Source organism: Longimicrobium sp., assembly GCA_036389795.1.
In the GTDB taxonomy this organism is placed as follows: Bacteria; Gemmatimonadota; Gemmatimonadetes; order Longimicrobiales; family Longimicrobiaceae; genus Longimicrobium.
Genome location: DASVWD010000013.1, coordinates 1 through 14,800, shown reverse-complemented (window position 1 = coordinate 14,800; position 14,800 = coordinate 1). Strand labels below are relative to the sequence as shown.

The 14,800-nt window shown below is 74.8% G+C and carries 9 protein-coding genes; 4 read left to right on the top strand and 5 right to left on the bottom strand.

Annotated elements, in window-relative coordinates; all coding sequences use genetic code 11:
- Positions 1-17 precede the first annotated feature (17 nt).
- Both VF746_01405 and VF746_01400 read left to right on the top strand, forming a co-directional pair.
- Positions 18-242 carry a DUF433 domain-containing protein gene (locus VF746_01405; protein HEX8691069.1) on the top strand — a complete coding sequence of 75 codons (225 nt, stop codon included), beginning with the start codon at positions 18-20 and terminating at the stop codon, positions 240-242.
- The gene (locus VF746_01400) at positions 226-564 is read left to right on the top strand and encodes a DUF5615 family PIN-like protein (GenBank protein HEX8691068.1); all 339 of its coding nucleotides are present in this window, start codon (positions 226-228) and stop codon (positions 562-564) included. Before VF746_01405 ends, VF746_01400 begins: the two co-directional genes overlap by 17 nt.
- A 24-nt stretch (positions 565-588) precedes the next feature.
- On the opposite strand, the gene VF746_01395 is transcribed toward VF746_01400, so the two are convergent.
- From VF746_01395 to VF746_01375, 5 genes are all read right to left on the bottom strand, one after another.
- Positions 589-2,157: a family 10 glycosylhydrolase gene (locus VF746_01395; protein HEX8691067.1), complete on the bottom strand. Its 1,569-nt coding sequence runs from the start codon at positions 2,155-2,157 to the stop codon at positions 589-591.
- A 277-nt stretch (positions 2,158-2,434) separates the two neighbouring features.
- Entirely contained in the window at positions 2,435-3,451 is a 1,017-nt protein-coding gene (locus VF746_01390) for an ATP-binding protein (GenBank protein HEX8691066.1), read from the bottom strand.
- 570 nt (positions 3,452-4,021) lie between these two features.
- Positions 4,022-4,828, bottom strand: a complete 807-nt coding sequence (locus tag VF746_01385) for an aldo/keto reductase (GenBank protein ID HEX8691065.1) — start codon at positions 4,826-4,828, stop codon at positions 4,022-4,024.
- Between the two features lie 99 nt (positions 4,829-4,927).
- Positions 4,928-7,795, bottom strand: coding sequence for a TonB-dependent receptor (locus VF746_01380; GenBank protein HEX8691064.1), 2,868 nt, complete (start codon positions 7,793-7,795; stop codon positions 4,928-4,930).
- 498 nt (positions 7,796-8,293) lie between these two features.
- A complete protein-coding gene (locus VF746_01375) occupies positions 8,294-12,301 on the bottom strand; it encodes an amino acid adenylation domain-containing protein (GenBank protein HEX8691063.1) in 4,008 nt (1,335 codons plus the stop codon).
- 520 nt (positions 12,302-12,821) lie between these two features.
- Here VF746_01375 and VF746_01370 point away from each other — a divergent pair.
- Complete coding sequence (locus tag VF746_01370; protein HEX8691062.1) at positions 12,822-14,081, top strand: S1 family peptidase; 1,260 nt, start codon at positions 12,822-12,824, stop codon at positions 14,079-14,081.
- Complete coding sequence (locus VF746_01365; GenBank protein ID HEX8691061.1) at positions 14,071-14,517, top strand: hypothetical protein; 447 nt, start codon at positions 14,071-14,073, stop codon at positions 14,515-14,517. Before VF746_01370 ends, VF746_01365 begins: the two co-directional genes overlap by 11 nt.
- Positions 14,518-14,800 lie beyond the last annotated feature (283 nt).

Here is a 14,800-nt window from a genome sequence, read left to right as displayed (position 1 = left end):
TCGGCAGGAGCCCAGCCATGGAGCGGGATCGGATCATCACGGTGGACCCCGAGGTCATGAGCGGCACGCCGGTGTTCGCGGGTACGCGCGTGCCGGTCGAGAGCCTGATCGCCCACCTGAAGGCCGGGGAGACGCTCGAAGACTTCCTGGCCGGCTTCCCCAACGTACGCCGCGAGCAGGCCGAGGCGTTCCTGGAGCTCGCGCTCCGTGCTGCACTCGGCGGCCATGCGCGTGCTGCTTGACGAACAGCTCGACCACCGGCTCAAGCCCCTCTTCGACCCGCAGCTCGAAGTCTGGACCGTGCTGGAACGCGGGTGGGACGGCATGAAGAACGGGGCACTGCTCCGGGCCGCCCAGACGGAGTTCGACGCCTTCGTCACGATGGACCGGGGCATCCCGCACCAGCAGAACGTGAGCGCGTTGTCGCTCGGCATCGTCATCCTGCGCGCGCCGAGCAACCGCCGCGCAGACCTGGCGCCGCTCATCCCACAGGTAAACGCGGCGCTGCAGAACATTCGCCCCGGTGAGGTCGTCTACATCGGGGAACAGAAGGGACCGCAGTAGAACCCCGCGCTCACGCCCCTCCCGTTACCGAGAAGCGCCCGGGTTCGCCTCGCGCGAACCCGAACCTGCGACGACCACCGTCCGCCCGCCCTCGTTCCCCAGCCGGTCCACGGCCGAGACGGCCACCACTTCCGCCCCGGCAGGCAGCGCGTGCTCCCGCATCCAGCCGGGGATCACCTCGGTCGTCCAGCGGCGGTCGGCGGCGCGGGACTGGACCACCCAGCGGAACGGCGCGGGGCCGCCGCCCGGCTCCAGGGCGACCGTCAGCCTGCCGCTCGCGGCGTCGCGCACGAGGGTGGCGCGGGGGCGGCCCGGGCGGGCGCGCGAGAGCCAGGGCGAGGAGGGGACCAGCGCCGGCTCGCGGTACGCCTCGCGCGCCAGCCGCTCGGAGAGGCTGTCGCGGTCGATCCAGAACGCCTTGATGCTGAAATGCACGTTCCCCGTGGCCCCGGGGCGCCCGCGCGTCACGTAGATCTGCCCCAGCACCTCGCTGGCGGGCCACGGCGTGGGGTTCCCTTCCCAGGTGCGGCTGGTGAAGTTCCCCGGCCACAGGTGCCGCCCCATGACGTTCTCCTCCACCCACCAGTCCAGCAGCACCGGGTAGCTCTGCCCCGTCTGCGCGATCGGCCAGTAGAGCTGCGGGGTGAAGTAGTCCATCCACCCCTCGCGCAGCCACCTGCGCGCGTCGGCGTAGAGCATGGCGTACTGGTCGAAGCCCGTGGTGATCTGCGGCGGGTACCCCGGGCGCCAGATGCCGAAGGGGCTGATGCCGAACTTCACCCACGGCTTCTCGCGCTTGATCTCGCCGTACAGGCGCCGGACGAACTCGTCCACGTTGCGGCGCCGCCAGTCGTCGCGCGAGAGGCGCCCGCCCGAGGCCACGTAGCGCCGCCAGCTCGGCTCGTCGGGGAAGTCGACCGTCCGCCCCGCCGAGTCGCGCTCCGGGTAGGGGTAGAAGTAGTCGTCGATGTGCACCCCGTCGACGTCGTAGCGGCGCACCACGTCCAGCATCACGCGGATCGAGTGGTCCTGCACCGCCGGCTCGCCGGGGTCCATCCACAGGTAGCGCCCGTACTCCTTCACCAGCTCGGGCCGCGTGCGCGAGAGGTGCGTGGGCGCCTGCGGCGACTTGGCCGAGGGGTGCCGCGCGCGGTAGGGGTTGAACCAGGCGTGCAGCTCCAGCCCGCGCCGGTGCGCCTCGGCCACCGCCACCTCCAGCGGGTCCCAGAGCGGGTCCGGCGCCCTCCCCTGCTCGCCGGTCAGGTACTCCGACCACGGCTCCAGCTCCGAGGGGTAGAGCGCGTCCGCCGCCGGGCGCACCTGCAGGATTACGGCGTTCAGCCCCAGCGCCACCGCGCGGTCCAGCATCCCCACCAGCTCGATCCTGGCGCTGTCCGCCGGCACCCCGGGGCGCGACGGCCAGTCGATGTTCGCCACGCTCGCCACCCACACGCCCCGGAACTCGCGCATCACCGGCGGCGGCGCGTCCGCGAGGAGCGGCCGCGCGCCGGGCCGGTTCGGCGCGCAGCCGGCGGCCAGGGCGAGCGGAAGGAGCGCGAGGGGCGGGCGGAAGCGGCGGACGGGCGGGCGCATGCGCGGCCTTGGCTCGGGTGGCGGTGGATGAGATGCGCGAACCTGCCGCCGACAAGCTGTCGCGTCCGCCGCGCGCGCGACAGGGGCGGCGTCTTTTTCCGCCCTCCACCACGCTTCGGCGTTTCTCCGCTCCGCCGTGTCGATCCGTAGCCGCTCGATAGGACGAGCGGGTTTGCGCCGGGGACCACCGGGAGTTAATCCTTAAGTATTAACACTACAGTGTAATAATACTATAATGGTAATAGGATTTGCAACGCGAAGGAGGTGGTCGGGACGGTCAAGGCGAGGGGGCGGCCCCCGCGTAGAGTTCCTCCAGCGTCACCAGCCGGATGCGCGGGTCCTTCCTCGCGCGGGTCCGGAACTCCGCGGTAAACGCCGTCGAGGCGACGAAGAGGAAGCCCGCGGAGCGTGAGTCGGAGAGGGCGTCCCTGGCCCACCCCTGCCCGGAGCGCCCCAGGTCGTCGAGGTCGCGCAGGAGGTCGGTGAGCACGTCGCTCCCCACCGGGCGGGTCGACCACTTGACCTCGCCCGCGAGGATGCGGCCGTCCTCCAGCCGCGCCACCAGGTCCACCTCGATGCTGCGCCGGTTGCGGTCGCGCCCTTCCCAGCGCGCCCACTCGCCGGCGGCCGGCAGACCCCAGGAGGCGTGGCAGCGGGTGAAGGCCTCGCGCACCAGGCGCTCGAACACCTTCCCCATGTAGTCGTTCAGGAGCGGCTCCACGCGCGCCTCCCAGACGCCCAGCGCGTCGCCGGTCTCCAGCAGACTGCGGTTCGGGTGCACGAACCGGTACCAGAAGCGCACCGCGTTGTCGGCGATGCGGTACCGGTACGCCGCCTTGGGAGGTGCGTCGAAGTTCCGCTCGCGCCAGACCAGCTCCAGCTCCTCGAGCACGCGCACGGCCCGGCGGACCACGTACGGCCGGTCTCCGAGCCCCGTGGCGCCGGCGATCTCCTCGATCTGCGTCTTCCCGGCCGCGATCGCGGCGAGAACGGCGCGGTACTCGGCGGGGTCTCGGATTCCCTTCTCCTGCTCGACCACCCGCTCCAGCTGGATGTGCACCTCGCCGCGCGGCGAGAGGACCGTTTCGGCCGCCCGGCCCGCCAGGGGCTCGCCGGGGCGCAGGATGGCCAGGAAGCGCGGCGTGCCGCCCAGGATGCCGTACGCCAGCGCCTTCTCGCGCGCCGGCCGCTCGCCGAGCATGCGCGCGGCGTCGAAGTAGTCGAACGGGCGCAGCCGGGCGGCCCAGTTCCAGCGCCCGTAGAGCGGGCCTGCCCCGTGCTCCAGCCGCTCCATGGTCCCCACCGCCGACCCGCAGCCACCAGCACCAGCGGGCGCCCGCGCAGCTCGCGGTCCCACACCGCCATGAGCTGGGAGGCGATGTCCTCCTCGCCTCCCAGCAGGTACTGGAACTCGTCGAGCACCACGGTGAAGGGCCCCTCGCCGGCCAGGTCGGCGAAGAGCCGGAACACGTTGCGCCAGCTCGGGAAGAGCGACGGGTCCGCGTCGGCGGGGTCGGAGAGGAGAGGGGCGATCTCGCGCAGCAGCTCCTGCTTGTTCAGCTCCGGCGTGGTGTCGCCCGCCAGGAAGTAGAAGAACCGCCGCCCCTCGAAGGCGTGGTCCAGGAGGAATGTCTTTCCCACCCGCCGGCGGCCGTACAGCAGCGCGAGCGCCGGCCCGCCCCGCTCCACCATGGAGCGCAGCTCCTTCAATTCCCGCTCGCGGTCGACCAGGGGTGGTAGGGGCAGCTTCGGAATCGCCATGGGGCCGGTGTAAGTGGTCGTGGAGAGATTAACAGCATAGTGTTATTACACTATAGTGTCAATGCAGTCGCGGGCCGTGCCCATGCGAGCCAGGCGGTCACCCTCACCGCGCGGCCAGGCGGGCCACGCAGGCGCGCTCTTCGGGGCCGAGCCAGGGGGGCGAGCCGGCGGCGGCGTTGTCGGCCATGTGGCGGGGGCTGGAGGTGGCGGGGATGGCGACGTGGCAGCGCGGGTCGCTCAGGATCCACTTGAGCAGCGCCTGCGGCCAGGTGCGCACCCCGAACGGCCGGAGCGGCTCCAGCTCGCGCTCGGGGACGCGGCGCAGCAGGCTCCGCTCGCCGAATGGGCGCATCACCACCACGCCGAGCCCCAGCTCCGCCGCCAGGGGGAGAATCTCACGCTCCACCTCGCGCTCCAGCGGGTTGTACGGCACCTGCACGGCGGTCACGCGCCCCGTCTCCATCACGCGCCGCAGCTCGCCGAAGGCGGAGGGCGCGTAGTGGGTGGCGCCGATCGCGTCGACCCGCCCCTCGTCGCGCAGGCGCTCCAGCAGCGGCAGGTGGGTGCGCCAGGCCACCAGGTTGTGGAGCTGGTAGAGCTCGACGCGCCCGCCGTAGAAGCCGAGCGCGCGCTCCACCTGCCGCCGCCCCTCGTCGCCCGAGCCCGTCCACACCTTGGTGGCCACCAGCGCGCGCTCGCGCCGCCCCCGGAGCGCCTCCCCGAGCACCCGCTCGGCCTCGCCGTACATCGGCGAGCTGTCGAAGAAGCTGGCCCCGCCCGCGAGCGCCGCGTCGACCACCTCGCGCGCGCCCCGCTCCCCCGCCGGGCCGCGCACGTCGAAGGTCTGCCAGGTCCCCATCCCCACGACCGGCACCGTCAGCCCGGTCCCGCCCAGCGCGCGATGCTCCATCCCAACCCCAGGTGCGAAGTGCGAAGTGCGAGGTGCGAGGTGCGAAGATGGTAGGAGACAGAGTCGAGCGCACTCACGCACTTCCGCACTCACGCACTTTCAGAACCGCACCTCCACCCGCGTCGTGACCGTGCGCGGCAGCGGGGGGGAGCCGAGGTCGACCACGGCGGTGGGGGCCGCGAAGACGTAGGCGTTCACCTCCGGGTCCAGCCCCGAGTAGGGGGTCCACGTCGCCAGGTTGCGGCCGGCCACGGTGAGCTCCACCCCGGCGGCCCCGATCCGGCGCGTCCACGCGGGGGGCGCAGAGAGGGTGAGGGCCACCTCGCGCAGCTTCACGAAGTCGGCGTCTTCCACGAAGGGGCCGTTCACCCCCAGCAGCCCCGCCACCACCGCGGCCTGGTCCTCCAGCGGGGCGGAAGCCTCCACGGCCTCGCGGCAGGTGAGCAGGCTGGCGCAGCGCAGCTGCCGGGCGGCGTTCCAGAGCCGGGCGCCGCCCTGGTGCTCCAGCCGCGCGGAGAGCGTGACCCGCTGGCCCAGGCGCAGGCGGCTGGCCAGCGCCAGCATGCGCGTGGGGAGCGGCGCGCCCAGGTACACCTGCTCCCGGCCCACCACCACCTCGCAGTCGGGGTTGCCGGTGAAGCAGCCCTGCGCGTCGATGAGCCCGTCGCCGTCGCGGTCCCCCCAGGAGAGGAGCGGGAGGGCGAAGTAGGCGCCCAGCGGGTAGCCCTCCTGGATGCGCTGCCGCACGGGCTCGGTGACCAGGAACGGGCCGCTGCGCCGGGTGACGCGGTTGCGGTTGGCGGCCCCCAGCAGCTCCACCTCCCACCCCAGCGAGGCCCGGTCGACGAGCCGCGCGCGCAGCGCCAGCTCGGCGCCGGCGTTGCGCACGTCGGCGCCGTTGTGGAACGAGGGGACGGCGGGCTCGCCGGGGAGGCGCTCGAACACCACCACGTCGCGGTCGTGGCGCCGGTAGGCGGTGAGCCCCACCCCCAGGCGCCCGCCGAAGAGGGCGGCGTCGAGGCCGCCCTCCAGCTCTTCGGAGCGCTGCGGGGCGGGCGCCACGCACGCCTGGCCCAGCGGGCAGAGGGTGAGCTCGCCCTGGCGGTCGAGGCCGGGCGCCGTCTCGGCGTTGCGCGCGATGCGCCCCCAGGCGGCGCGCAGGGTGAGCCCCGAGAGCCACTCCGGGGCCGGGAAGAACCACTCGTCGGCGAGCGACCAGGCGGCGCCCAGCGAGGCGGACCAGAGCGCGTCGCGGCTGCGGGGCTCGTCGCGGCGCAGCACCCCGTCCAGGCGCACGGTGCCGCGCCAGGCGAGCTCCGGCCGCAGGTAGGCCCCCAGCACCACGCGCCGCGCCAGCGCGGCGGACTCGGTGGGGGTGGTGGAGAGGGTGGAGCGCTCGCGGGCGGCGTAGCGGTCGGAGAGCCGCTCCACGCCCAGGGTGGCGCGCAGCCCCAGCGCGTCCGGCCGCCCGAGCGCCGCGGCGGCCTCGAGCGCCACGTCGCGCAGCTCGCGGTCCACCTCGGCGCCCTCGGTGAACGCGGGCTGCACGCTGGAGAGCGTCTGCCGCGTGCGCACTTGGTCGCGGCCCAGGCGGTCGATCCCGAAGCGCCCGCCCAGCGTGAGCCACTCGCGCGCGCTCCAGGCGGCCTCCAGGCCGGCGGTGGCGCGCCAGGTCTGCAGGGTGTTCTCGTAGAAGTCGGCGTCGGGGCCCGTGAACGGGGGCCGGTAGCCGCTGCGCAGCGCCTCGTCGGCGGTGCCCAGGAGGCCGCCCAGGACGATGCTGAGGCTGTTGTTCCCCTCGTACGGGAGCCGCTGGTCGCGGCGCACGTGGGCGGTGTGCGCCGTCACCTCCACCCCGGCCAGGGGGCGCACGGTGACGCGCCCGCGCAGGTCCCAGCGCGTCTCGTCGTTCTCCTCCAGCACGCCCAGCGCGCGCTCCAGGCCGGCGCCGGCGGCGTAGGAGACCCGCCCCCCGCCGCCGTCCACGCCGAACCCCGCGCCGCGCCGGGCGCCGGTGCGGAAGGGGCTGGCCTGGTCCAGCGGGCTGAAGGCCACGAGCGAGTCGGCCAGGGGGGTGCAGAGCGAGGCGGCCCGGAACACCAGGAGGCAGTTGGCGACCCGGACGCCGGCGGGGGTGCGGCCGATCTGGGCGAAGTTGGCGGGGTAGCCGCCGGGGTCCTCGCGCGCGCCCGCCTCGGCGAAGGCGCGCCAGCGGGGGCGCCCGGGCGCGCCGCGGCGGGTGCGGACCTCGATGACGCCGCTGGCGCCGGCGGGGCCGTAGAGCGCGGCGGCCGCGGGGCCGGGGAGGACGGCCACGCTCTCCACCTGGTCGGGGTCCAGGTCGTCGTAGCCCGAGATGGGGGTGAGGCCGTCGACGTCGAAGAGGCCGGCCACGTTCTCGCTGGCGGTGCGCACGCCGTCCACCACCAGGAGCGGGGAGCGGTGCAGGGAGATGGTGGTGGGCCCGCGCATCTCGATGAACGAGGCGGCGCCCACGCTGCCGCTGGCGCGGCGCACGAAGAGCCCCGGCGCGCGCCCCTGCACCAGCTCGGAGAAGCTCTCGGCCGAGACGCGCCCCGCGCTGTCGGGCCGGATGCCGTGGACGGCGGCGCCGGCGGGCCCGGTGTGCCAGGCCACGGTGTCCCCACGGTAGTCGACGATGATGGCCTGCAGCGGGAGCACGAAGTCGACTTCGGCCGCGCCGTCCGCCGCCACCTCCACCGCGCGCTCCTGCGTCTCGCTCCCCAGCCGGCCTGCCCGCACGCGCACGGTGCCCGGGGCGAGGCCGGACAGGGCGAAGCGCCCCGCGGAGTCGGTGACGGCGCGGACCCGCTGTGCATGCACGGTGGCGCCGGCCAGCGGCGCCCCGGCGGGGTCGCTCACGCGGCCGCGGACGACGCCGGTCTGCGCGGCGAGCGGGGTGGCCGGCAGCGCCAGGAGGAGCAGGGCGAGGAGGCTGCGTCGCATGGGTCCAGCGGAGACGGAGGTGGCCGCGTGCCCGCCGGGCAGGCGGCGGACCGCGGGGTGGAGAGGGACTGCAATGAAGAACGCGCGGGGGAGGACAATGTGTCAACGGCGGGGGGCTTACCCCCGCGCGGCCGATCCAGGCGCGGCGGCGGGGGCCCTCACCCGCCGCCTGAGAGCGGCAACCCTCTCCCAACTTCGGGAGAGGGTGGACTTTACGAGCCGGGGGCGAGGGTGGGGTGGTGCTGGCTGTTCCCTGTCCCCTGTCCCCTATTCCCTGCCGTTCCGCGTGAGGGATGCGCGCCCGACAGGGCCGGGACCGTGGCGGCCGGGCTGTTTCGGCCGACGCGGGCCCGGCGCGGTTGGGCACGGTCGTATCGTGCCCTACCGCGCGCGCAGCCCGGCCCGGAGCGCAGCGGAGGGACACGCCCAGGACCGCAGTGCGAAGTGCGAGGTGCGAAGTGTGAAGTGCGAAGTGCGTGACTGTCCCGACGCCGGAGATCAGGGGATGGCCGCGGCGAGGCGGGCGGCGACGGCGGCGACGTGGGGCTCGTGCAGGATGGTGCCGTGGCTGCCCGTGACTTCGTGCACGGTGGCGCCGCCCTCGGCCAGGGCGCTCCAGTAGCCGGGCCCCAGCCGCGGGGAGTGCATCCGGGCGGAGCCGGCGGTGTGGAAGTAGGTGAGGTGCCCCCGGTACGGCAGGGCCCGGTAGCCCACCAGCGCGTGCAGGTTGGCGCTGCGCACGGCGGTGAGCTGCAGCACTTCGTCCACGCGCGACTCGGGGAGCGTGCGCGGGGCCCTGGCCTGGCGTATGGCGGCCAGCGCCTGCTCGCGCTTCGGCAGGTGGCGGATCTTCTCCACCTTCACCAGCCCGGCGACGGCCCACCCGGCCAGGTCGGCGACGATGCGCTGCAGGATACGCGCGTGGCTGAGCGCGTCGGCGCGGTCGGCGTCGGGGTCGGGGGCGGCGGTGTCGAGCATGGCCAGGAGCGCCACTTCCTCGCCGGCGGCGTGGAGCTGCTGCGCCATCTCCCACGCCAGCAGCCCGCCGTACGACCACCCGCCCAGGTGATAGGGCCCATGGGGCTGCAGCCGGCGGACGCCTTCCAGGTAGCAGGCGGCCATCTCGGCCACGCTGCCGAGCGGCGCCCGGCCGTCGTCGATGCCGCGCGCCTGCAGGCCGTAGACGGGGTGCTCGGGGGCCAGGAGCCCGGCCAGGGTGCGGTAGCAGACCACGTGGCCGCCGCCGGGGTGCCCCAGGAAGAGCGGGGGGCGGCTCCCCAGCGGCTGCAAGGGCACCAGGGGGAGGCGGACCTCGCGCGGCTGCCGCCCGGCCACCAGCCAGGCCACCTGCTCGATCGTCGGCCCGCGCAGCAGCTCGGCCACGGGGAGCTGCACGCCCAGCTCGGCGCGGATGCGGGACATGAGCCGGGTGGCGGTGATCGACTGGCCGCCCAGGTCGAAGAAGTCGTCGTGCACGCCCACGCGCTCCACGCCCAGCACCTCGCGCCAGAGGGCGGCCAGCTTCTCCTCCAGCGGCGAGCGCGGGCCCACGTGGCGCACGGCGACGGCGACGGCGCCGGGCGCGGGGAGGGCGCGGCGGTCGAGCTTGCCGGCGGGGGTGCGGGGGAGCGCGCCGGTCCAGGCGAAGGTGGAGGGGACCATGTACTCGGGGAGCCGCTCGCGCAGGAAGCCGCGCAGCGCCTCGGGCTCGGGCCGCTCGCCGCCCCGGGCGACGAGCCAGGCGGCCAGCCGCCGCTCGCCCGCGCCCTCGCTCACCGGGAGGGCGGCGGCCGCGGCGACGGCCGGGTGCGCGGCCAGGGCCTGCTCGACTTCCTCCAGCTCGATGCGGTAGCCGCGCACCTTGACCTGCGCGTCGCGGCGGCCCAGGAAGTCGAGCGTGCCGTCGCCGCGCCAGCGGGCCAGGTCGCGGGTGCGGTACATACGCGCGCCGGGCGGGCCCCAGGGGTCGGGTAGGAAGGATTCCGCGGTGAGGCCGGGGCGCGCCGCGTACCCCCGCGCCACGCCCGGGCCGCCGATCCACAGCTCGCCGGGGACGCCGATGCCGGCGGGGTGGAGCGCCGGGTCGAGCACGTAGGCGCGCGCGTTGGCGATCGGGCGGCCGAGGGTGACGCGCCCGGTCCCGGGCGGGAGGTCGGCGGCGGTGCAGTAGACGGTGGTCTCGGTGGGGCCGTAGATGTTCACCACGCGGCGCACGCCGGCCCGGTACAGCTCGTCCACCAGCGACGGCAGCACGGCCTCGCCGCCCACGACGGCGGTCTTCAGCCCCGGCGGGAGCCCGGTGCGCAGGCGCTCGGCGGCGGCGGTGGGGACGAAGCAGGCGGTGTCGACCGCGCACCCCTCCGGCGCCCCGGCGAGCGCGTTCTCCACCAGCACGGCGGTGCCGCCGAAGCAGAGCGCGCCGAACAGCTCGGGGACGGAGAAGTCGAAGTTGGCGGGCGCGGCGGCCAGGCTCGTCCCCGGCCCGCCGACCATCTCCGCCCAGTGGTGGAGGACGGCGACGACGGAGCGGTGCTCGGCCTCCACGCCTTTCGGTCCGCCGCTCGATCCCGAGGTGAAGCAGAGGTACGCCAGGTTCGCGGGAGTCGCGAGCGGCGCCGGGTCGTCGTCGCGCCCGCCGTCCAGCGCGGCGGCGTCGACCCCGGCGGCTTCGACGGGGAGCGCGGCGAGCCGGGCGCGCCAGGCGGCGTCCACGACGACGAGGCGGGCGCGCGCGGCCCGCAGCACGGCGTCGTGGCGGGCGGCGGGGGCGCGCGGGTCGAGCACGGTGTAGGCGCCGCCGGCCTTGAGCACCCCCAGCATGGCGGCGACGAGCGCGGGCGTGCGCTCCATCAGCAGGGCGACGCACGCCTCGGGGCCGATCCCGCGGCCGCGCAGCGCGTGGGCCATGCGGTTGGCGCGGCGGTTCAGCTCGGCGTACGACAGGCTCTCGCCGCCGTGGACGATCGCCGGGCGCTCCGGCGTCGCCCGGGCCTGGCGCTCGAAGAGCTGGTGCAGGGTGAGGTCGGGGACGGGGCGCGCGGTGCGGTTCCAGGCGGCGGCCGCGCGGACTTCCTCCTCCGTCGCCAGGGAGACGCGGGAGATGCGGCGGTCCGGGTCCGCGGCGAAGCGCTCCAGCACCGCCGTGAGGTGGCGGGCCAGGAGCCCGGCGGTGGCGGGCTCGTAGAGGCCGGTGGCGTACAGCAGATCGGCGGCGACCGCGCCGCCGCCGCCGCGGTCCTCCAGCATCAGGATCAGGTCGAAGGCGCAGGTGCCGGAGTCCACGCTCTCCTGCTCGGCGTCGATCCCGGGGAGGCGCAGCGCCTGCGAGGCGGCGTCGGTGAGGACCAGGACGGACTGCACCAGCGGCGGCCGGCCTGGGTCGCGCCGGACGCTGGCCAGCTCGACGATGCGGTCGAAGGAGAGCCCGGCGTGCTCCTGCGCGCCCAGCGCGGCGGCGTGCGCGCGCCGGACCAGCTCGCGCACGGTGGGGTCGCCGTCCAGCCGCACGCGCAAGGGGAGCGTGGCGGCGAAGAAGCCGGCCAGCGCCTCCAGCTCGGGCCTCTGGCGGTTGGCGAGCAGGGTGCCGAGGAGGAAGTCTTCTTCGCCCGCGCTGCGGCCCAGCACCAGGGCCCAGGCGGCGGCCAGGACGGCGTAGAGGGTGGTCCCCTCGCGCCGGGCGAGCGCGCGCAGGGTGCCGGCGAGCGGGGGGGCGACGGCGAAGGGGTGCCTGGCGCCGGCCCAGTCCTGCACGGCGGGCCGCGGCCGGTCGGGCGGCACCTCCAGCACGTGCGGCGCCCCGGCCAGCCGCTCGCGCCAGTACGCCGCGTCGGCCGACGGGTCCGCCTCGCGCCGCCACTGCCACGCGGCCCAGTCGCGGAAGCGGAGCGGCAGCGGCGGGAGGTCCGCCGGCCGCCGGGCGGCGCGGGCGGCGTAGAGCGCGCTCAGCTCGCGCAGGAGCAGCGCGGTCGACCACCCGTCGCCCGCCAGGTGGTGGATGCCGAGCAGGAGCCGCCAGTCGTCTTTCCCGACACGCAGGAGGGCGGCGCGGAAGGTCTCGCCGCGGGCCAGGTCGAAGGTGCGCCGCGCGAAGGCGGCGGTGCGGCGGCGCGCCTCGGCCTCCGCGTCCTCCGCGTCCCCGTCTTCCAGGTCCTCCACCTCCAGCGCGAAGTCGTCCGCGCTCCCGGCCAGCTGCACGGGCTCGCTGCCGGTCTCGCGGAACGCGGTGCGCAGCGGCTCGTGGCGGGCCACCAGCGCGCCGAGCGCCCACTGCAGCGCGGCGGCGTCCAGGGGGCCGCGCAGCCGGAAGGCGAGCGGGATGGTGTAGACGGGCGCGTCGGGGGCGAGCTGGAGCAGGTACCAGAGCCGGCGCTGCTCGAAGGAGAGCGGCGCGGGCCCGTCGGGCGCGGGGGGGATGTCGTCCGCCCCCGGCGACCCGGCGCGCAGGCGCTCCAGCAGCGCGCGCTTGGCCGGCGAGAGGGCCGAGAGGCGGTCGTGCAGGTCGGTCATCGGGAACGGGCCGCGGCGGGAAAAAGAGCGCGGGCGGTCTCGACGGGCGAGGAGTCGAGGGTGCGCCCAAGGATAAGGCGCGCGGGGGGAGTGGGGAAGTGCGTAAATGCGGACGCCGCGCGACGGCGGGAGCCCTGACCCGGCGCCGCTACCGCCCGGCGTCCATCCCCACCGGCGCCAGGAGCGTCCAGGCCGGTTCGGGGGAGCGTGCCCGACCAGGCAGCACGGTGCGCCGGACACCGCAGCGTCGCTGCCTCGCCGAGACCCGCGGCTCCTCCTTCGCAAACCGTGGCAACCATGAGCTCCGCCCTGTGAGCGGTGGTGTCATTTCGCTCGCAGGGCAATCCGCCTGAACGGGCGGATTCTCCGCTCCCGCCCAGGAAAGTTTCCACAGTTGCGCATCTTATGAGACGTAAAGGTGGAATATCTCTTGCTTGGTGACGATCGGTGCCGGGCTGTCTCTGCTCGGCTCCGGGGCTCCGGTGCTCCGGGATTCGTCCACTCGGCGCAGGAGGGTACCATGCACCAACCTCGTAGGGCGAGCCGTCTCTTCGGGCTCCTGGGAGTGCTCGCCGCCACCAGTGCCGCTGCCGCGTCCTTCTCGGCGATCGACGCGGCCGCGCAGGAAGTGCCCGCCCATCCGGGCCCCCCGGTCCGCCGGGCGACCGCCGCCGAGGTGATCCAGGCGGACGCCCGCGCCTACGCGGCCCAGTTCAACGTCGGCGTCGACGAGGCGGTGCGCCGGCTCCGGGCGCAGGAGCAGCAGGGCGACGTGATCGACCGGCTGAGGAAGGCCAACCCCGGCCGCTTCGCGGGGCTGTGGGTAGAGCACCAGCCCGAGTTCCGCATCGTCGTCCGGCTGGCGGGAGACGCCCCCGCTCCGCCCGAGTTCCAGGCCGCGGCCGCCAACTCGCCGACTCCGGTCGTGTTCGTCACCGGGGCCGCCGCCACCGAGTCGCAGGTCCTCGGCAGGATCCAGGCGTCGCTGCCGCAGTTCAGGGCGGCACTTCCCGGCCTGATGGCCACGGACATGGACGTGAAGACCGGCGACATCGTGCTCATCGTCCACGCCACCGGCGCGGCGGGCGAGGCGGCGAAGGCCCAGGGAGCCGAGTTCTCCAGGCAGCTCGGCCACCCGGTGCGCATCCGGCTCGTCGACGCCCCGGAACGGGACGCGCACACGCGCGGCGGCGCGAACCTGTCCACCTGCACGTCGGGCTTCGTGGTGCAGAACAGTGCCGGCACCCGCGGCGTGCTGACCGCCGCCCACTGCGGCAACACGCAGACCTACTTCGAGTTCGGTGGCACGAGCTACGCGATCACCTTCGTGTCCGAGAGCCTCGACGCGGACGCGGACGTGCAGTGGCACACCACGTCCCACGACGAGTACCCGGAGTTCTACGCCGACCTCACCACCACCGCCCGCGTCCTGACCGGCCGGCGGCTGAGGAGCAGCACGGCGGTTGGCAACACCGTCTGCCACCGCGGGATGACGACCGGGTACAGCTGCGGCTCGGTCGCGAGCACGACGCACCAGCCGGCCTACTCCGGCGCGTGCGGCACCGTCACGTGCAGCGCCCTGTTCATCCGGGTCGAGGGCGCCAGCCTCCTGTGCGACCTCGGCGACAGCGGCGGCCCGTTCTTCAACGGCCAGACCGCCTTCGGGATCCACAAGTCGGTGTCCTCCACGGGTCCCGGCGCGGGCCAGTGCAGCTACGCGGTGTACATGTCCACCGACTACATCTCTGACCTGGGGGTTACACTGGTCTATGGCCCGTAGCCACGGCTGCATTCTCCGCCTCGGGGTCCTGCTCCTGGCGTCGTCCTGCTCGCCCGGCGGCGAGCGGCCTTCGCCGGGGGCGCCCGCGGGGCAGCGCACGGGCGCGGCGGCGAGCCCGCTCGCGCTGTACCCGGCCAGCCCCGAGGGCCACGGCGCCCTGCTTCGGGGCAGGCTGGAGTTGGAAGGCCCCTGCCTCTACATCGTCCGGGAGGGCGGCGAGCGCTGGCTCGCCGCCTTCCCGTCGCCCGGAACGGACTGGAACCCCGGGGACCGGGCCGTCCGGGTGGGAGACCGGGTGCTTCGCGTCGGCGCGACGGGCGGGTTCGGCGGCGGGGAGGTGAAGAACGGGGCCGGAGCGCTCTCGTGGGTGCGGGCGCCGGACGCATCCTGCGACAGCGCGAAGGTCTGGCTGGTCACCGGCCTCGCGGAGCCGTAGGCCCGAGCCTCCGGTCTCGCGAGAGGAGAGCGTCCGGGCCCGCCGGCGAACGGCGGAGCCCGGAGCTTTCCGTCGCCCGTATCCCTCGCTTTCCCCGGCCTTTCGCAGTCTGTATCCTGCGCACTCACGCACTCACGCGCGGGAGTCATACCAGATTGCCGAGCATTGTTCTGGTTCCGAACAGATTGGAATCACACAGAGGACACAGAGAACACGGAGGAACTGAAGACGCGATTGAAGTTTCTCTGTGTCCTCTGTGTCCTCTGTGTGATGCTCTATCAGA